Source organism: Sphingobacterium sp. UBA6317 (assembly GCF_002440385.1).
Taxonomy (GTDB): Bacteria; Bacteroidota; Bacteroidia; order Sphingobacteriales; family Sphingobacteriaceae; genus Sphingobacterium; species Sphingobacterium multivorum.
On sequence record NZ_DJTD01000011.1, the window covers coordinates 95,617 to 115,573 of the forward strand.

The 19,957-nt window shown below is 41.5% G+C and carries 19 protein-coding genes; 15 read left to right on the forward strand and 4 right to left on the reverse strand.

The genetic code is table 11. From position 1 onward, the window contains the following. Positions 1 to 6 precede the first annotated feature (6 nt). Both B3E92_RS03005 and B3E92_RS03010 read left to right on the forward strand, forming a co-directional pair. On the forward strand, positions 7 to 3,297 hold the full coding sequence (locus B3E92_RS03005; protein ID WP_286895327.1) for an efflux RND transporter permease subunit: 3,291 nt from the start codon (positions 7 to 9) through the stop codon (positions 3,295 to 3,297). 21 nt (positions 3,298 to 3,318) lie between these two features. After that, positions 3,319 to 4,416, forward strand: coding sequence for an efflux RND transporter periplasmic adaptor subunit (locus B3E92_RS03010; protein WP_286895329.1), 1,098 nt, complete (start codon positions 3,319 to 3,321; stop codon positions 4,414 to 4,416). Between the two features lie 63 nt (positions 4,417 to 4,479). On the opposite strand, the gene B3E92_RS03015 is transcribed toward B3E92_RS03010, so the two are convergent. Next, positions 4,480 to 5,520: a linear amide C-N hydrolase gene (locus B3E92_RS03015; protein ID WP_286895330.1), complete on the reverse strand. Its 1,041-nt coding sequence runs from the start codon at positions 5,518 to 5,520 to the stop codon at positions 4,480 to 4,482. A gap of 174 nt (positions 5,521 to 5,694) precedes the next feature. After that, positions 5,695 to 6,528: a hypothetical protein gene (locus B3E92_RS03020; protein WP_146753145.1), complete on the reverse strand. Its 834-nt coding sequence runs from the start codon at positions 6,526 to 6,528 to the stop codon at positions 5,695 to 5,697. A gap of 328 nt (positions 6,529 to 6,856) precedes the next feature. Between B3E92_RS03020 and B3E92_RS03025 the strand changes: the two genes are divergently transcribed. The 10 genes from B3E92_RS03025 (at position 6,857) to B3E92_RS03070 (ending at position 14,934) form a co-directional block, all read left to right on the forward strand. Further along, on the forward strand, positions 6,857 to 7,642 hold the full coding sequence (locus B3E92_RS03025) for a methyltransferase domain-containing protein (RefSeq protein WP_286895332.1): 786 nt from the start codon (positions 6,857 to 6,859) through the stop codon (positions 7,640 to 7,642). Beyond that, the gene (locus B3E92_RS03030) at positions 7,623 to 8,042 is read left to right on the forward strand and encodes an alpha/beta fold hydrolase (protein WP_286895333.1); all 420 of its coding nucleotides are present in this window, start codon (positions 7,623 to 7,625) and stop codon (positions 8,040 to 8,042) included. The genes B3E92_RS03025 and B3E92_RS03030 overlap by 20 nt, the downstream gene beginning before the upstream one ends. A gap of 51 nt (positions 8,043 to 8,093) precedes the next feature. After that, on the forward strand, positions 8,094 to 8,444 hold the full coding sequence (locus tag B3E92_RS03035; protein WP_204990986.1) for a hypothetical protein: 351 nt from the start codon (positions 8,094 to 8,096) through the stop codon (positions 8,442 to 8,444). Positions 8,445 to 8,517: 73 nt separating this feature from the next. Next, the gene (locus B3E92_RS03040; protein ID WP_286895335.1) at positions 8,518 to 9,441 is read left to right on the forward strand and encodes a Dyp-type peroxidase; all 924 of its coding nucleotides are present in this window, start codon (positions 8,518 to 8,520) and stop codon (positions 9,439 to 9,441) included. A gap of 112 nt (positions 9,442 to 9,553) precedes the next feature. After that, on the forward strand, positions 9,554 to 9,916 hold the full coding sequence (locus B3E92_RS03045; protein WP_075993848.1) for a DUF4180 domain-containing protein: 363 nt from the start codon (positions 9,554 to 9,556) through the stop codon (positions 9,914 to 9,916). 3 nt (positions 9,917 to 9,919) lie between these two features. Further along, positions 9,920 to 10,315 (forward strand): GNAT family N-acetyltransferase, encoded by a 396-nt coding sequence (locus B3E92_RS03050; RefSeq protein WP_286895336.1) that lies wholly within the window; start codon positions 9,920 to 9,922, stop codon positions 10,313 to 10,315. A gap of 159 nt (positions 10,316 to 10,474) precedes the next feature. Continuing rightward, positions 10,475 to 10,975, forward strand: a complete 501-nt coding sequence (locus tag B3E92_RS03055) for a GNAT family N-acetyltransferase (RefSeq protein WP_286753323.1) — start codon at positions 10,475 to 10,477, stop codon at positions 10,973 to 10,975. A gap of 64 nt (positions 10,976 to 11,039) precedes the next feature. Next, positions 11,040 to 11,936 (forward strand): helix-turn-helix domain-containing protein, encoded by an 897-nt coding sequence (locus B3E92_RS03060; RefSeq protein WP_286842241.1) that lies wholly within the window; start codon positions 11,040 to 11,042, stop codon positions 11,934 to 11,936. Between the two features lie 96 nt (positions 11,937 to 12,032). Further along, positions 12,033 to 13,973, forward strand: coding sequence for an oleate hydratase (locus tag B3E92_RS03065; RefSeq protein ID WP_286753321.1), 1,941 nt, complete (start codon positions 12,033 to 12,035; stop codon positions 13,971 to 13,973). Between the two features lie 64 nt (positions 13,974 to 14,037). Next, positions 14,038 to 14,934 (forward strand): 3-hydroxyacyl-CoA dehydrogenase, encoded by an 897-nt coding sequence (locus B3E92_RS03070; RefSeq protein ID WP_286895338.1) that lies wholly within the window; start codon positions 14,038 to 14,040, stop codon positions 14,932 to 14,934. 106 nt (positions 14,935 to 15,040) lie between these two features. Here B3E92_RS03070 and B3E92_RS03075 read toward each other — a convergent pair whose 3' ends face one another. Then, complete coding sequence (locus B3E92_RS03075; protein ID WP_286895340.1) at positions 15,041 to 16,162, reverse strand: serine hydrolase domain-containing protein; 1,122 nt, start codon at positions 16,160 to 16,162, stop codon at positions 15,041 to 15,043. 231 nt (positions 16,163 to 16,393) lie between these two features. On the opposite strand from B3E92_RS03075, the gene B3E92_RS03080 reads away from it, so the two are divergent. Next, positions 16,394 to 17,143: a hypothetical protein gene (locus tag B3E92_RS03080; RefSeq protein WP_286895342.1), complete on the forward strand. Its 750-nt coding sequence runs from the start codon at positions 16,394 to 16,396 to the stop codon at positions 17,141 to 17,143. Positions 17,144 to 17,287: 144 nt separating this feature from the next. Here B3E92_RS03080 and B3E92_RS03085 read toward each other — a convergent pair whose 3' ends face one another. Continuing rightward, positions 17,288 to 17,812 (reverse strand): DinB family protein, encoded by a 525-nt coding sequence (locus tag B3E92_RS03085; protein WP_112376531.1) that lies wholly within the window; start codon positions 17,810 to 17,812, stop codon positions 17,288 to 17,290. A 167-nt stretch (positions 17,813 to 17,979) separates the two neighbouring features. Between B3E92_RS03085 and B3E92_RS03090 the strand changes: the two genes are divergently transcribed. Together B3E92_RS03090 and B3E92_RS03095 are read left to right on the forward strand one after the other, a co-directional pair. Then, complete coding sequence (locus tag B3E92_RS03090; RefSeq protein WP_145329625.1) at positions 17,980 to 18,654, forward strand: response regulator transcription factor; 675 nt, start codon at positions 17,980 to 17,982, stop codon at positions 18,652 to 18,654. 9 nt (positions 18,655 to 18,663) lie between these two features. Beyond that, positions 18,664 to 19,950 carry a sensor histidine kinase gene (locus tag B3E92_RS03095; RefSeq protein WP_112375808.1) on the forward strand — a complete coding sequence of 429 codons (1,287 nt, stop codon included), beginning with the start codon at positions 18,664 to 18,666 and terminating at the stop codon, positions 19,948 to 19,950. Positions 19,951 to 19,957: the final 7 nt, after the last annotated feature.

The following is a 19,957-nucleotide window of genomic DNA, read 5'->3' on the forward strand; positions in this document are numbered from 1 at the left end:
CATTACATGAATTTAATACGTTTTGCCTTACGCAAGCCGATATCCATCCTCGTACTCGTATTGGGACTTATTGTCTTTGGCATAGGTGCCGTTCGATCGATCAAGGTGGATATCCTGCCAAAAATGAACCTTCCGGTTATTTATATTGCCCATCCATTTGGTGGCTATTCGCCGGATCAAATGGAATCTTATTTTGCTAAAAACTACGTTAATATCCTTCTTTTTGCCAATGGGGTCAAGTCTATTGAGACCAAGAATATTCAAGGTCTGACCTTAATGAAAGTATCGTATTACGAAGACACCAACATGGCACAGGCTGCAGCCGAGCTAAGTGCCCTGGCCAATCGGATCCAGGCCTCCTTTCCTCCAGGCTCGCAACCGCCGTTCATCATTCGCTTTGATGCCTCGTCGCTTCCTGTAGGTCAACTGGTATTGAGCAGTAGCAAACGATCCAATAATGAACTGCAAGATCTGGCCAACGTCTATGTCAGGGCATCATTTACATCAATCCCCGGCTTATTGTCCCCACCTCCTTTTGGGGGAAGTCCACGCACAATTGAGGTCAACGTTGATCCCGATTTAATGCGGAGCCACAATATGACACCCGACCAAGTCGTAGAAGCGCTACGACTGAACAATCAAACTGCCCCGGCAGGAAACGTACGCATTCAGGATAAAAACTACATTACGCCGACCAATACTACCATTAAAGAGGTCAAAGATTTTGAAAAAATCCCGCTATTTAAAGGTGGTGTACAAAATCTTTACCTTGGAGATATCGCTACGGTAAAGGACGGAGCTGATGTTACTGCAGGCTACGCCTTGGTCAACGGCAAGCGCTCCGTATACGTCAGTATTGCCAAAGCTGGCGATGCCTCCACATGGGAAGTCGTCCAGAACTTAAAAGCAGCTTTACCAAAAATTCAGGAGAATTTGCCCGACGACGTCAAGTTATCGTATGAATTTGATCAATCCGTTTATGTCATCAATTCGGTAAAGAGTTTGATTACCGAAGGTGCCATCGGAGCTATCCTGACCGGACTTATGGTGCTCCTATTTTTAGGTGATCGAAGAGCCGCGCTGATCGTTATCCTGACCATACCGATATCCGTGATATCCGGAGTGCTCTTTCTGAAACTCTTCGGGCAGACCATCAACCTCATGTCCCTCAGCGGACTAGCCCTGGCTATTGGTATCTTGGTCGACGAAAGTACGGTAACGATCGAGAATATACACCAGCATCTGGATATGGGTAAACCCAAAGCCTTGGCTATCTGGGATGCCTGTAAGGAGATCGCCTTACCAAAATTATTGATCCTGCTCTGTATATTAGCCGTATTTGCACCTGCATTTACCATGACGGGAATTCCGGGCTCGCTATTTCTTCCCTTGGCCCTGTCCATTGGATTTTCGATGATCGTATCCTTTCTTCTTTCGCAGACATTCGTTCCCATCATGGCAAACTGGTTTATGAAAGATCATGCCCATAAGGCTCCACATGCGACCAAATCCGAGGGTTTAAATGCAGATGAAGCCCAGTTTGCAGCATCTGGACTGACCGTAGAATCCGAACAGGATACCTTGAATCAGAAGAAACTATTGGTGGAACGTGACGACTTTAACAACGATGGAAAGATCAGTATTTTTGAACGGTTCAGAAACAGATTCATGAAAATGATCGATCGCTTGTTCAAAAGAAAGAAAACCATTACGGTGATCTATCTGCTTGGAGCGCTAAGTCTTGTTGTCATTTTACTTTCCACGATAGGCCAGGATGTATTTCCGAAAGTCAACTCCAGCCAGTTTCAAATGCGCCTTCGTGCCGCTGAAGGTACACGTATCGAACGCACCGAAGAAAAAGCAAAACTGGCGCTGGCCGAACTGGAAAAACTGGTTGGCAAAGAACATATCAGCATATCTTCTGTCTATATCGGTCAGCACCCCGGGCAGTTTTCAGTATCGCCGATCTATCTTTTCATGGCCGGTCCACATGAAGCTGTTTTCCAAATAGCACTGAAAGACTACCATCATGATATGGACAGTTTCCGTGATGAATACCGAAAACGCCTGAAAGCAGCAGTTCCCGATGTACAGGTATCCTTTGAACCGATCGAACTTACGGATAAAGTATTAAGCCAGGGGTCGCCTACCCCTATTGAAGTTCGGATAGCAGGAAAAAACAAAAAAAACAACGAGAAGTACGCCGGAAAATTGATCGAGAAACTAAAAGCCATCCCTTACTTTAGAGATGTACAATTAGCACAATCCATTAAATATCCTTCGTACGATATTAAAATAGATCGCATTAGAGCTGCACAATTGGGTATCGATCTCAGCGAAGTGACACGATCGCTTATCGCATCCACCTCATCTTCGCGTTATACCGAAAAAAACACCTGGATCGATGAAAAAGCAGGACTCTCATATAATGTCCAAGTTCAGGTTCCCATCGATAAAATGAAAGATGAGAAAGAAATCGGTGAAATCCCTTTATTGAAAAATTCGGCGCGACCAATACTGAGCGACGTTGCAACCATCACACCGTCCTTCACTTATGGAGAAAATGACAATTTGGGCGCGATGCCCTATGTATCAGTTACAGCAAATATTGATCATACCGATTTGAAAACAGCCTCCAAAGATGTAAAACGTAGTATCAAAGCCCTTGGTGAACTCCCGCGTGGATTATCCATGGAGCAAATAGGCCTCGGAAAAGTATTGGAAGAAACCATGAGCAGCCTTGAATCTGGTTTGGCTGTAGCCATTATCGTTATATTCCTGATGCTATCAGCCAATTTCCAATCGTTCAAAGTTTCTATGGTTGTACTCACCACAGTTCCTGCGGTGGTGCTGGGGTCATTACTTCTATTGTTGTTAACCGGATCTACCCTCAACTTACAATCCTACATGGGGATTATCATGTCGGTGGGTGTATCCATTGCGAACGCTGTTCTACTCATCACCAATGCCGAACATATCCGTCGGCATCATGGAGATGCGCTGGCTGCAGCTCGTGAGGCAGCATCCTTACGGCTTAGACCCATTATCATGACCAGTTTGGCCATGATTGTAGGCATGCTCCCTATGGCTATTGGCCATGGCGAAGGTGGTGAACAAGTTTCACCACTCGGTAGAGCCGTCATTGGCGGATTACTATTTTCAACATTTGCCGTACTCGTCATCTTACCGCTCATATTTGCTTGGGCGCAAGAAAAAAGCAGTACACAATCGATCTCATTAGATCCTGAAGACAAAGAAAGTAAACACTATATTGCCGCATTAAAACCTTTATCGTAAAAGCAGTATAATCTATAAAATATGAAAAATAATTTGTTCAAAATATTATCTATCGCCGGCCTGATCGCATCCTTAACAGGATGCCATTCGGCAGCCGAGGAAAATGTCAAAAAAGAAAGTCCCGAAGCTGCAGCTCCGGCAATGGAGACATTTGTACCTTCTAAACAGAAATTAACCAATAAAATGCAGATCCCTGGGGAAATCACGGGATTCCAGCAGGTCGAAATTTACGCCAAGGTCAGCAGCTATGTCAAAAGCCTCAATGTGGACATCGGCAGTAAAGTGCATGCAGGCCAGTTGTTGGCTGTCTTGGAAGCTCCCGAATTGAGTTCACAGCTATCTGCTGCAAAATCGCGGCTCAAATCGCAAGAAGCAGTTTATATGGCTACAAAGAGCACTTACGATAGACTCTTCGAAACCAGCAAGGTGGAAGGAACTGTGGCTAGACTCGATCTTGAGGTTGCTGAGTCAAAAAAGAATGCTGATTTTGCCCAGTACCAAGCCGCTAAATCAGCCTATGCAGAAGTACAAAACCTCTTGAATTATTTGGAAATCAGAGCACCCTTCGACGGTGTCATCGCAACAAGAAATGTCAATCAAGGCGCCTATGTTGGTCCAGCTGGCCGTGGTTCGGAAATGCCCATCATGACCATTCAACAACAACGTAAACTCCGGTTAGCCGTTGCTGTTCCGGAACAATATTCGGGTTTTCTAGCTGAAAACCAGCCCTTGCAATTTACCGTCAAATCATTGCCTGGACAAACTTTCTCCGGTAAGATTGCACGTAAATCGGGTGCCTTGGACAGTAGATTAAGATCCGAACGGGTAGAAATTGATATTAACAATATCGACAACAAGCTATTGCCCGGCATGGTCGCAGAGGTCGAATTACCTTTAACATCGCAAGACAGTACTTTCGTTGTGCCAAAATCAGCGGTATTTACTTCGGGCGAAGGAAGCTTTGTGATTGCTGTCGTTGCTGGCAAAACCCAACGTATCCCCGTACAGAAAGGGCGCAGCATCGATGGTCAGATTGAAATATTTGGCGACGTAAAACAAGATACTAAATTGGTCAGCAAAGCGGATGAAGAGATTATAGACGGGACCTCAGTCAACTAGGATCGTCATAAAATCGCATAAATAAGGGCTTGTCCAATCTTTTTGGACAAGCCCGTTCTAATTTTAAATACCCATAAATTTAAAAGGTTGGGCAACCTTAAACAGCGTATTTGAAATGCCATTTATTGCCATCCCTTGCTTCATATCCAACTTCATCGTTGGAGCACCTTTCTTTAAATCAAATTTAGCCAGATCCACCCACAACGTTCCCGGAACCAATACATTCTCAAAATAATAGACTTTATTCTTCTGATCAGCTACAGATCGCCACCGCGTAGAGGAAATATTGGGCTCCGTTTCGGAACTTATTCCAAATGGAACCGAACAGTTTCTGATCACACTGAAAACGCTCGCAACAGAAAGCCGCAAATCATCTGTCTGCGGAATCGCATTAATGTAATAAGAAGCCCTCACAAAACGATCAGCAGCGCGGTTTGTTCCTGGAAGCATAATGGTTCCCGGAATTCCCTGCCAATACCTGTTTAGCGCAAGTTGATCTTCGAAGACAGGAGAATTTGTCATGACGGTATAAGCCGCATCGTGATGAATAACCAATTTCCCGTTAATATATTCAAATATAGCGTTATCGCCTGTGGCATCTGAAAGCGATAAATGCACCGTCGTAAATTTGGTAGTGCCCGGGATATAATCACTTACAATCACAAATGGTTCATCCTTTAAGGCAGATACGGCTTCATTGACGGTCGCAAAATTATCCAAAACATATTGGGCCCAAGCCGAGATTGCAAGACCTTTTTTTGGTCCCGCTGGATCAAATTTAGGATAAGTAGATTCGACAAGCCAGAGTACATTGGCCACTAATCCCTTTTCATTTAAACCATCGACCGTAGCAATGTCCCACGCACTGGAAACAACACTACCATATTGTGAAGTCCACTGCAATGACTGCGGCCCTACCTCCCCGCTTCTTGCTACGCCGCGCGGAAATACCCATAAATTGGCCGTGATATCGTCTCTCCAGTCCATACTTCTAGCTGTGATAACGGTCTGATTAGGTCCTTTATAAACAACGCGTGTACAGGATCGACCTTCGTTAGCAACAAAAAGAAAGACGATCAACATAAATTGTGCAAGATACTTCATATGTATAGATTTTTTTAATAAGTGATAACAGCTTTTTTGCCTTTGAGGATAAAAGGATCTAATATCTTAAACAATAATTCGGACTTATTGTTTGTCTAAGCTGTAACCGGCATGATTTAATCCGGCACAGCTTAGACAAGCATAAGCTACAGCAGTAGTAGATGGCTTTGGGTACTATTCAGTTGCTTTCGGGTCAATTGCTGCGGCCGCTGCAGTTAATGCCAAAGCACCCCCAACGATCATAGCCTCCTGTCCTTTTTTTTCCTTAACAGCCAGCACGTCTCCGCGCTTATTATACAGTTCTAGAATATTATTAAGTGCTACTGCACCGGTCTGCCAAAGCTGGACTGCATAAAATTTTTGCTCCGTAGTTTTAACAATAGCTTTACCATCTTCTAAAATCGAATAAGTCAAATAGCTACGTAAACTGTAAGGTGAATCAGCACCTTCAAATCGGGCTAGTTTTACCGCAAAACTTTCGCCACTCATATCATACATATACACTTTTTCTTTTTGGGATGATCGTACAATGGATTTAACATCGTTTTTAAAATCAAAATAATGCCCATCCACATAGGCATGCGGTGGGATAAGTACGACATCTTTAGGCAAACTTACCGACCCCGTGATATAACCGTTCACCCAAGTTTCGTTAAATATAGTGGATTTACTGGCGTTTATATCGGAAACCGAAGCATTCATCTTTCCATTAAAAGCAGCTTGTTCAGCAGAATAGCTTTGCGTTTTACCATTAATAACCATGGCCGAACTCTTAAGATCCCATAAGATCGGTTTATCGATTTTATTTTCTATCCGAAGGTAAATTCGACCATCTCTGTCGGCGAAGGAATAATCAATCTGTACCGTATCATTTTTAAATGAAAACGTTCCCTTGTCTTCGTCTTTTTTTACGTTCTCCCCATTGAACGTCATGAGATAGTTGGAAGAACAGGCTGAAAGAAAAACAGCACAATACATTAGCAGGAGAACTTTAAATACTTTTCGCATAATATCAGGATATCTTAGTGTAATTACACAGCACGATTGCTGTTGTATAACAATATAAAAAACTATTATTAAAAAAACAGCGAACCGACATAAAATAATTTCCTAATTAGGGTATTAATCGCAAAGTATCGCTGTTGCTATAAAATAGAAAATGATCATTATATCCTTCTTAATGGAGAATATGGTATTCGATTGATCGTAATCATAAACAAAGCAAGGAATATTCTCAACTGTTGGTCAGATTAGCGCGACAAAAACGATTAAACGAATAGAAGTTTTTTTAACCGGAAGGCAAAAGCTATATTTACAATCAACTAAACCCAATTCAATGAAAGAGAAATTTATCGACAGAAAAGATCAACAGGCCAATAAGATATTTGAAAGAAGGACACTATCCTCCGATTATAGAACGATTATTCCCTTACTGTCTCCTGGCATGGAAATCTTGGATGTGGGCTGTGGTACCGGAACACTCACGAATGAGGTCGCGACTTATATCGGTGACGGAACCATAATCGGGCTCGATAATACACAGCCTTTTATAGATAGTGGCAATGAACTATATGGCAACACCAAAAATCTACGCCTGGTCTGCAGCAATATTTTTGATTATCAGCCTCCACATCCGTTCGACCTGATTATAACGGCGCGCACCATGCAATGGTTAAGTGATGTTCCCAGAGCATTAGGCTTATTTAAATCCTGGTTAAAACCTGGCGGACAAATCTCTATTTTAGACTACAATCATACCGCCATTGAATGGACCCCCGCTCCGCCAGAAAGCATGCGCACATTTTACCGCACTTTCCTGCAATGGAGAGCAGATGCAGGGATGAACAATCGTGTTGCTGATGAGGTCGCTGCACTGCTCCAGCAAGCAGGTTTCCATTCGGTTCAGGTTATCAATGCCGATCAGATCTACAAAAAAGGAGAAGCTAACTTTGATACCAATCTGGCCATCTGGAACAAAGTCGCCCAGTCGCGACAAATGGTTACGGAAGGGTATATCTCGGACGAACTTCGCTTACAGGCTATCGCCGAATACAGCCAATGGATCGAAACAGAAGCGAAAAGCATGACACTTAAAATGAACGATGTACGGGCTAAAGTATAATCTCCTTTTATTCGTTTTCCTCCTACTGACACTCCCCGGCCTGGCCGTAAAAGCACAGCTCAGGGATACCATGATCAATGTAGGCAACCACAACCTTCATTTTACTTTAATGGAGGGAAAAGGTATCCCCATTGTCTTTGAATCTGGAGGGGGAAATGATGCTTCCGTTTGGAGAAAGCTATTGGAACCCCTGTCCAGCAAATTGGGTGCACCGTTAATTACTTATGACCGGGCGGGCTTTGGAAAAAGTGAAATAGACACCGTTAACATTAGCTTGACAAATGAAGTAAAGGATCTTAAAACTGCCTTGCAGCAATTGGGCTATCGTGATCGGTACTTTTTTGTTGCCCACTCCTTCGGTGGTAACTATACGATGAAATTTATAACGACCAATCCCTGACAGGTTGTCGGCACCGTAATGATCGATATTGTCTCCCCTTATTTCATGACTATGGAGCGATCCAAATCATTGAAGAGAGAATATGCCAATGAGCTTGATCACATAAAAAAAGAAAGCTTAGGGTTCTATCACCTCGTTTTAAACTACGAAGCGTCAACGGCTGTTTTACATGAGGTTGCTGAAAAAATCAATGTCCCTATGACTGTCATTGGCTCAGGAAAATCACCTTTTGAAGAACCCGATCGCAGTTTATTTATTGCTGCCCTTAAAAAATTTGCTGATCAAAAAAGCAATAGACGTTATATTTTAGCCGAAAATGCGGAGCATCATGTCTTTTACGATGAACCGGATTTAGTTATTGATGAAATCGTCAAACTATATCAACAAACCGCATTCGAGTAATCAAAAAGTCTATCGCTAAAACCGATTTTATTTGTAGCTTAGCAATGCTGTACAACACACAACAACTTATCTTATGGATCATCAGGCCCAAAATGTCATCGATACACCGAGCAACAATACGGTGTTTATGGTATGGAATTTCCACGAAAATGTGGTCATTAAAGATGTCTTCCAACGCTTATGTGCATTGGTTGTCAATCTCAACAATTCGGCGCAGGTACGTTCAAACCTTGTAAAAGCAAGCGTGGTATTGGGCATAAGTCACCATGCCTGGAAAAAGCTTGAACTCAACGAACCTATGCCAAAGGAATTGGTTCCTTTCGAACCTATCATCGGTCAAAAACATATTGCTGTAGCTACCCCCGGAGATTTACATTTCCATATTCGCGCTTATGAAAAAAGCTATTGCATTGACATGGCGACCGAAATAGCAGCCTTATTAAGTCCCGTTGCGGATTGCAAGGAGGAAATTCATGGGTTCAGATATTGGGATGGCCGAAGTATCTTGGGTTTTGTCGACGGAACGGAAAATCCCCTTGGTGAGGATCGTGCTTTCTTTGGTATCGTTGGTGATGAGGATGCAGCCTATACGGGTGGAAGCTATTTATTTGTACAAAAATATATTCACGACATGAACGCCTGGCGTTCTTTACCCGTCGCTGAACAGGAGAAGGTCATCGGCAGAAGCAAAGCAAACGATATTGAGATGGGCGACGATGAAAAACCGACTAATTCACATTCGGCCCTAGCCAATGTCGGTGACGATTTGAAAATTGTTCGCGACAATATGCCTTTTGGGCAAATCGCAACAAATGAAATGGGAACCTACTTTATCGCTTACGCCAGCACATTCAGTACCGTACAATTGATGCTGAACAGAATGTTTATTGGTGAACCCGAGGGGAATTACGATAGAATACTGGACTTTAGTACGGCCCATACCGGCTCCCTGTTCTTCTGCCCAACAATTAATATGCTGAAAGAATTTGCAGGTTAAAAGCTGTATCCCCACTATCTCGGATCATTTCCAACAGGATTTCCCAACGTAGAGCACTGGATCATGGAATATGGTCCCACAAATTTATTTTTAAAACTACACGACAAAAAAAATGGAAATCACTATTATTCAGCTAGGTGACGAAAACATTGCTGAAGTTAAAGGTTCAGGCGTCTTTATCCATAATCTCGATGATGGTCTACAGATTATGGTCGACTGTGGCGCGCAAGAAGCATACAAAGCAATTATTTATCAAGAGAACATCACAGACGATTTCTTCGAACTTAAAACAAAACTTGCCGGTGAAATTCTTCAAAAATATACGCAGTATGGCTTTGACATTGCCATCGTTGGCGATTTCTCCAGATACAACAGCAAAAGTCTAAACGATTTTATCTACGAAAGCAATAAATCAAAGAAAATCAATTTTGTAGGTACGCGTGAAGAAGCGATAGCCAGATTTTCAAATCGTTAAGTCATGCATATTGAATCAGAAAGATTAGCGATTCGCCCCATTATGGCAGAAGACAGTCAGGCCGTATTCGGTTACCGTTCGGATAAAGAAACCAATAAATACCAGGGCTGGATTCCAGACTCTTTGGCAGAATTCGATGCATTTATTGCTAAAAATCCGGGCACATTCAATCAACCAGAGTCCTGGTTTCAGCTCGTTATGACCGACAAAATAGCAAAGGCTGTAATCGGCGATATTGGCGTTCACTTTTTTGGTACTGAACACCTGCAGGTGGAATTGGGCTGTACCATAAAAAAAGAATTCCAGCAACAGGGTTATGCCAAAGAAGGACTAAAAACAGTTATAGCGGCCCTGTTCCGTCAAGGGAAAAATGGACAGCTGCACATCTTCCAGGAATGAAAAGTAGGGTCAAAATTCAAATGAGGAAAAAATCTATGTTGGGAACACAGAAACAGCTCCCTAAAATTTATTTGGGACACATGTGAAAGATGATGATTTAAGTTCCGATAATTTGATTTAAGAGAAAACAACCTTATCTTGTAAATAAACACATTAGCCATGCACAATACGTTACGATTTGAAAAATACCTATTGGAAGATTTTGATGCTTTCCACGACCTGGTGAAAGCGGATGATGTCATGAAATATATTACCGGCAAAGGATTAACTGAAGAACAGGCCCGCAGAAAATTCGATTCGATTCTCGCGATCAACCAGGATCCAGATTTAGGCTACTTTAAAGTCATTGAAGCCGATACACAAAGACTTTTGGGGGACTGCAAACTGGTTAACTATAAAAAAGATCCAACAGTATTCGAAATTGGTTATTTGCTCCGCAAAGAACATTGGGGAAAGGGGCTGGGAACACAGATTTGCGAGTCGATGCTAGCCCTTGCCACAACATTAAATCCAGATAAAGATGTGATTGGTATTATTGATCCCGATAACACCGCATCGAGACGACTACTGAGCAAATTCGGATTCAAAAGTTTCTTCGTTGGGATAGAAGACGATATTGCCACAGAAAAATTGCTGCTCAAACGGACAGCATCCGAATAAACAAAGCCCATACGAATATTAAAAACAATAGGAACTGTATATGCCCAAACCGAACAAAAAGTCAATGAAGTTTAAGGTAAAAACAACTTACAATACACACGAAAGTCTTCAAGATACCTTATCATTCTTTGGCGTAAATTGCCACCGCCCCTATTATATTTCTTCTGGAAATCCAATTTTTGAATACCCAAGCAATGCTTTTCGTATTGATTATTATGCCATCTGTATCTGTACGGCGGGCGATATTGATATTCAGGTAGACAATCAGGAATACCATATCTCGACAAATCATATCCTCGTATCCGCCCCAACAACAATTATCCGCTTTTCGCAGGTCAGTCCCGACTTTAGAATGAAGCTACTCTTTTTTGACAAAGCGTTCCTGCTTAAACATATTGTCAATCCATTCTTTATTGAGCAACTGGGGCTTTTCAAAAATTCGACCTTTACCATTGTCAGCTATCAAGACAAACAAATTGACAAGCTATTAAAATTAATAGACTACCTTAAAGAAGTTACCTTAAGGACAACGCATTTTACAGCAGATATTATCCGCACGATCATCTTTAACCTACTGCTAGAAATCGCCGACGAATTGGCCTCTAAAGACCACAATACAACGGAAAGTGGGCAAGAGACCAACAACCTATTCTATAAGTTTACAGACCTGGTGCAGCGACATAGCAATCAATACAAAGAGGTACAATATTACGCCGACCAGTTATTTATTTCAAACAAATACCTTATTCAGGTTGTTAAAAGAGCATCAGGTAAAACGCCACATGAAATTATTGATGAGCATGTACTTAAAGAAGCCTATGTGCTGCTCGGGAATCCCGAAAAGACAATCTCAGAAATTTCTTATGAAATCGGATTTAATTCCATCTCAGCATTTGGTCGTTTTTTCAAAAAATACGCCACCTTATCGCCATCTGAATACCGAAAGCGACAAAATATGTAGATAGAGGAAATTCGGTAGAACAATAGCGAATTTGAGGGCACAAATGATTAAGGTGGTCTTAGTAACTTTACTCAAGAATTAAAAAACATAAGAATCATGAAAGAAATCACCTCAAAATTCGACAAAGTATTAAATGCATCTGCTGAATATGGAAATGTAAATCATGAACCTGATTCAAGCAAAGAACAACAACGTAATACGCCGAAAAAATCGATGCCCTTTTCTGATCAGATCGGAAACTATCAACGTAATAAAGGTATTCCACCAAAATCATATAAAGACAGTAAAATCTACATCGTCGGAAGTGGTATAGCAGGGATGTCTGCAGCCTACTATTTTATCCGCGATGGCCATGTTCCTGCTGAAAACATCACCTTCCTTGAACAGCTCCATGTGGAAGGCGGCTCGTTAGATGGCGCCGGGAATGCAACCGACGGCTATGTCATCCGTGGGGGCCGGGAAATGGATATGACCTACGAAAATCTTTGGGACATGTTTCAGGACATTCCTGCATTGGAGATGCCTGCGCCCTACAGTGTCCTGGATGAGTACCGTTTGATTAATGACAACGACTCCAACTATTCCAAAGCAAGGCTTATTCATAAACTGGGTGAGATAAAAGATTTCAGTAAGTTTGGCCTAGGTAAGCTAGATCAGCTGGCCATCATTCGATTGCTGCTCAAAAATAAAGAAGATTTAGATGATTTAACCATCGAAGACTACTTCAGCGAGTCATTTTTATCCAGCAATTTCTGGACTTTCTGGCGGACCATGTTTGCTTTCGAAAACTGGCATAGTTTACTTGAGCTGAAATTGTACATGCACCGTTTTTTGCATGCGATCGATGGATTGAACGATCTTTCATCACTTGTATTCCCAAAATACAACCAATACGATACCTTTGTGACCCCTTTGCGCAAAGTACTCCAAAGCAAAGGTGTAAACATTCGATTCAATGTGTTGGTCAAAGACCTGGATATCCAAAGCAATACCGATGGAAAAGTTGTGGAAGCCCTGATTACAGAACAAGATGGCAAAGAAGTGAAAATACCGGTCGGAAAAGAAGATTTCGTCATTGTGACCACCGGATCAATGACAGAAGATACTTTCTACGGGGACAACAAAAATGCGCCGATCATCGGTATCGACAACAGCAGCAGCGGTCAGAGTGCAGGCTGGAAACTCTGGAAAAATCTCGCCGCGAAATCGGCCATATTCGGCAAACCCGAAAAGTTCTGCAGTAACATCGAAAAATCGGCCTGGGAATCTGCAACCCTTACCTGTAGACCTTCGGCGTTGGTCGAAAAACTCAAAGAATATTCGGTTAATGACCCTTATTCTGGAAAAACCGTTACGGGCGGTATTATTACCATTACCGACTCCGATTGGCTGATGAGTTTCACCTGTAATAGACAACCTCATTTCCCCGGCCAACCGGATGATGTTCTTGTCTTGTGGGTATATGCTTTATTTATGGATAAAGAAGGAAATTACATCAAAAAACCAATGCCACAATGTACCGGAGATGAGATTCTGGCTGAACTATGTTACCATTTGGGCATTATCGATCAACTGGACGATGTCATCAACAATACGATTGTACGTACGACATTTATGCCCTACATTACCTCTATGTTTATGCCAAGAGCAAAGGGTGACCGTCCGAGAGTGGTACCTGAGGGTTGTAAAAACCTGGGCTTAATCGGTCAGTTTGTTGAAACCAACAATGATGTGGTCTTTACGATGGAAAGCTCGGTACGTACCGCACGGATTGCCGTGTACGAACTGTTAAATTTAAACAAACAGGTTCCGGATATCAATCCGTTACAATATGACATCCGCCATCTTTTAAAAGCGGCCAAAACATTAAACGATGACAAACCGTTTGTGGGTGAAGGTTTGTTGCGCAAAGTACTTAAAGGTACTTACTTCGAACATATCTTACCGATCGGTTCAGAGGAACAGGAAGAACATGAATCGTTCTTGACTGAACAGATCACCAAATTCAAAGATTGGTTAAAAGGAATTAAAGGATAAGGATTACAACCTGCACCATTTCTCCGTGGTGCAGGTTTTTACGAATTGAAAAAACAATAACATCATGGACTTTAAAAATATAACGATAGCTGGAAGTGGCGTTTTAGGTTATCAAATCGCTTTCCAAACAGCCTTTCATGGCTATCATGTCACCGTGTATGACATCAGCGACGATGTATTAAAAAAAGCTGCCGCAAAATTTGATATTTTAGCGCAGGCATTCGAGAAAGATCTACAGGCGAGTAAAGCACAACTGGCTGCGACTTTCGATAGACTCAGCTATAGTTCAGATCTTGCATCGGCTGTAGCAAAAGCAGATCTTCTGATCGAAGCCGTTCCCGAAAATCCCGCTATTAAAATTGGCTTCTACCAAGAGCTGGCCAAAGTCGCACCGGAGAAAACCATTTTTACCACAAACTCCTCAACCTTGCTACCAAGTCAATTTGCACAAGAAACCGGCCGCCCCGAGAAGTTCTTGGCATTGCACTTTGCCAACGAAATCTGGAAGCACAATACGGCCGAAATTATGGGCCATCCGGGTACAGACAAAGCGGTATTTGAGCAGGTTGTAAATTTTGCAAAATCGATTGGCATGGTTGCACTCCCGCTGCATAAAGAACAGCCTGGTTATATTGTAAACTCCTTGCTTGTTCCCTTACTTTCCGCAGCAACGGATCTTTTGGTCAACGAAGTAGCTGATGCAGAGACAATCGACAAAACCTGGATGGTTGCCACCGGAGCTCCAACTGGCCCCTTTGGGATACTCGATATTGTAGGAATCACGACAGCGTATAATATCAACAAAATGAATGCTGAGGCAACAAATGACCCAGTAAAGATTAAAACAGTGGCCTATCTAAAAGAACATTTTATAGACAAAAACAAATTAGGCGTCGCTACTGGAGAGGGGTTCTATACCTACCCCAACCCCACTTATCAATCGCCTGACTTTTTAAAGTAAGTTGGCCATAAGCAACAAATCGTCCCAACATACATCTGGGGCGATTTGTTGGTTCTAACGTCCGTTATAGTGCCTGCGATTAACTGATGGGACATGGACGCTACTGCTAATTGGCATAAACAGCATTCAGCCATGCAAAAGTTGAGCGATGCTGTTCATTCAATACCGGTTTATTGATGCCCATTGTTTTAAGAATGGCGTCGAAGGCTTCACCGATCATAAAATCATCGCGGTTACTAAAAAAAGAAATCACCAGATCTTTCTGAACGTCCATATAGACCATATTGTGAAATCCGGTAGATTCCCCCGAATGAAACAAGATTGTATTATCGCCAAGATGCTGTATAAACCATCCCAAGTGATAGGCTATTCCATCCTTTACCGGCATTGCGTTTTGGGCTAACAACTGTTTCAGCTCCGGCTGTTGTAACCTGTCTTTTATTAAAAAATTCGCCCATGTATGATACTCATCGGCAGATAAGTAAACACCACCATCACCCTGTGTCGCACTGGTCACACTCTGATCGGCAAACAGATAGGAATTTTTCCCTACATGATAACCATATGCTCGCTCTTCCACTGTATCACCGGGTGTATAAACCATTCCCTTGATAAGGCCTATGGGTTTAAACAATTGGCCTTTGACAAAGGATGCAAAGGACTGTTTAGCCACCCGTTCAACAATTAGAGACAATAGACAATATCCCGTATTGCTATAGCGAAATTGACTTCCCGAAGGAAAATACAAACGATCAGTCTGCCTGACATACTTCAGCACATCCTTATCCGACACTTGGTCTTTCCTTTCTTTTGGTATCAATTCCTCATAATCCCAAATACCCGATGTATGTTGCAGAAGTTGGGCAACCGTAATATCTTTCAACGCAATGGGGAGATCTTCAAAAAAAAGGGACAATTGATCCTCCAGTTTTAAACGCTTTTGAAGCACCAAAGCATAGATCGCTTGCGCAGTTATTTGCTTGCTCACAGAGGCCAAACGAAAATGCGAACTGGCTGTAATCGCACGTTTTTCGGTCAAATCAGCCTGCCCAATGGCATAGCGATAAACAACAGTACCATGTTGACTAATGACACAAGCGACGCCTGGCGCTGTCTGTTCGTTGTAATAGCCTGCAATGCTGTTATCCAATTTTGACTTATCAATTTTTTGTCCCATAACCATACTTGTTACACAGATCAAAATAAAGCTCAATTTTAAGTTCCTCATATTTTTTAAGGCACATTTCGGTTTATATTATTAGCAGCTCGCAAAAGGTACATTCGTCAATGTGAAGTCCAGCTCGCTGATCTTCAAAAATCGCTATTTTACGGCAATGCTTGGCTCTTTTTTGTACATTTTTATTTATTTCTTTTATTTTTGCTTTCAAGCTTCATTTCTCATGAAGTCCAATTGGCGCAGGATCCTTCCGCGAGTTTTTTATTAAAATCACAACAGACTATGTTTTTTATTTACAGTATCTACGACTTTGTATTAGCAGAAAAAAGTGTTACAACAACATTAAAAAAAGAAAACGCGCCAAGAACCTTCACCTTACAGATTATTACCCCAGCCCGGCGGTTTATTGGCTTACCTTTCGGTGGCGGATTTGTCAAACTTTCCAGACTATATGACGAACATGGTAAATTGATTCACGCACGCAATTATTCAGATGAATTAAAAGCGGAGATCAAATCGTTCAAAAGTCAGGATAGCATCCCCTATTTCCAGTTATGGAAGGGATTTCTAATTGTCACTGCGGCAATCCTTATCTGGGCAGTCATTTATGGGGTAAAGAATAAATTGGGAAATCAACAACGGGAAAAAGAAGTTGGTCAGATGGTTGATAATTTGAAGCAACTAAAGGCAGGTCAACTTTATGGCGCTACTTTTTTTACCGATCAGGACGGTAACAGTATAAATGGACTTCCTGCAGGTTGGATAAAAATAGATAAAATCGTGGGCGACACTATTTTTATACATCGTTCAAAGCAGCTCGACACAAATTCGGCACTTTTTGACATGAAGAATATTGCTTCGTTCAGGCCCCAATCGACCGATGAATGGAAGGAAAAAACAGAAAAAATGGATTTAAATCTATTGAAAAAACAGCTCGAGGATGCTGCGACAAAAAAAGTCGATCTGCTCTATATCGGTAAAGACCACGAGAAATATTCAGGTGTTATATTGACGATAAAAGGTAGCGAGTAAACCTTATTTCTAGGTATAACCAACGTATTGACTTTTCAGCGCAGACAGATCATGCGGCTAGGTCCATACTTAAAAAACTCAAGATCGGACGTTTTAAGCAGCGGCCGATCTTGAGTCTCTATTTTTAGTACTGGATTTTTTCTTTTAGTACTGGATTTTTTCGTCAATATCGTATTTCATGCCTGGATAGTGCAGCAACCTTCGCATCAAGGCAATCTGACCGGCAAGATAATCCTCCCGTCCGATACACATCCCTATGAAATTTAGCTTATCCTCCTCAATAAAAGGGATATTCATATTCATTTTAAATAGTTCAGCCAGCTGCGTATCGTCCACTTGCAGCAAAGCAGCATAGACTTTCGGTGATATCGATATAAAATTTTCTTTTAATTCCTGCACACTGGGATAGTGATAACTTTCATCGAGTGTCTTTCCCATAAAAAATAGCTCATGGTAAGGATCATTTTCCTGAAGCCCAAGAACATGTGCCATTGCATAACGCACATTTACAAAATTACCTGCCATCCATACGATATGGTTGGTCTGTCCATCAATTCGTTTTAATGCATCTTCTTCCGAAACGCCATCCAACGCATTCAGAAAAATTTGACTGTGCATGCGATAAGCAGGAATGATGATTTCTAATTTTAATGATTTCGGTTTATCCATTTCGTTTTGATTTTTTTTAAACACTAAATAACTGATTTATACTAAAATTACACGTTTCAATAGCGATTACACTTGTCGTAGGACAAGAAATAAAAATGAACAAAATTGATAGATCATTGCGAAATAAATTCTAAATTTCTACTAAATTGAAATTCTATCTTTACCACATGAAGATTTTGATCATAGAAGACGAATTGGAGCTGGCCAAAAGCATCGCAACATACCTTAGCGAGCAACAGTATTTATGCGAATTTGCGCCAACTTTGCAGGATGCTCTGGACAAAATTCAGTTATACCAGTACGACTGTATCTTACTGGACATCGGCCTACCAGATGGAAATGGTCTGAAACTACTCGAAGAGTTGAAGACGCAGCGAAAGCAGGACGGTGTGATCATCATTTCTGCAAAAAATGCATTGGACGACAAAATTCATGGACTACAACTGGGGGCCGACGATTATCTGACCAAACCTTTCCATTTATCTGAACTCACAGCACGAATCTATTCCCTGATCCGTCGGAAACAATTCAACAGCTCAAATATTGTTGTGCAAAATGAAATACAGATTGATCTACTGGCAAAAACTGTTATTGTCAATGATCTTCCTGTTGTATTGACCAAAAAAGAGTTCGATCTGCTGATGTTTTTTATCGGCAACAAAAATAAAGTAATTTCAAAAAGCACCTTAGCGGAACACTTGTCTGGCGACATTGCTGATATGCTCGATAACCATGACTTTGTCTATGCCCATGTCAAAAATTTAAAAAAGAAACTACAGGACGCCGGAAGTCAACCCTATATCAAAACGGTATACGGTACGGGCTACAAATGGGAAAATTAAAATAGTAAGATGAAACCCCTACTGAGCAAAATAACGACCCCATTTCTACTCTATGTATTGATCGTACTAGGTGTCAGCATTCCTGTTTATTATTTTGTAATCGACGGGATATGGAAAAGTGAATTAGACGAACATAACGAAATTATCGTCAAGAAAACAACCTACGAGCTGAACAGTTTAAAACTGTCCGAAGACAAGCTCCAAGCCAGCATCGCTTTATGGAATAGCATACAACCTGAAACGAATATACATCAAGTAAAACCGGGCGATTTATTGCAAGATAGCGTGTATACCATCGAAAAACCGCAGCGTTTTGTCGAGCCAAAGACAATCGACCGATTTAGATGCCTATCATCTGTCATTCAGATCAATGGTGCGCCTTATCGTTTTACCGTACAAACAAATATTGAAGAATCTGTAGAAACCATCGCCGCCATCGCCGCAACAACACTGTTTTTCTTTGTTATCTTGGTCATTGGTTTACTTATTATCTCCAGAAAAATATCACTTAGGCTCTGGAAACCATTTCGAGATACTGTTGATAAATTGAAGGCATTTAATCTCAATAGTCAACAACAGGTTGACTTTCAGCAAACGGACACCATAGAGTTCCATGAGCTTAATCAATCCTTATCCAAGCTTCTTGAAAAAAACCTGGCCGTATACCGATCACAAAAGGAATTCACTGAAAATGCTTCTCATGAATTGCAAACACCCTTGGCAATCCTAAAAAATAAGTTAGATATCTTATTGCAGTACCCTGATCTAAGTGATGAGCAATACCAGCTCTTTGAAGATATGCATAAAGCGCTTTCACGTAGCACGCGAATCAACCGCAACCTGCTGCTGCTCGCCAAGATTGACAATAGTCAATTCGATCATTCCGAAAAAATCAGTATGGACTCGCTTGTTACACAAAGTATTGAAGTCATGCAAGAACATCTGGAGCTAAAACAGCTACAGCTGCAACAAGAGATCCAACCGTCGGTGCTGCTGACAGGAAACAGCAGTCTGACCGAAATCCTGATCAACAACCTACTCCTGAACGCCATACGTTACAGCAATGCCAACGATACACTTGCTGTACATCTCAATCAAACTTCTTTAACGGTATATAATCCCGGTTCAATGCCCTTAGATAAAATACTTTTATTCAAACGGTTTTCCAAACTTTCGAAAAACAGCCAAGGCAGTGGTTTAGGATTGGCAATTATTACCGAAATCGCCCGGTATCAAGGCTGGAATGTTGATTATCAATTTGAAAATAATCAACATATTTTTTCCATTCATTTTTAAAATTCCA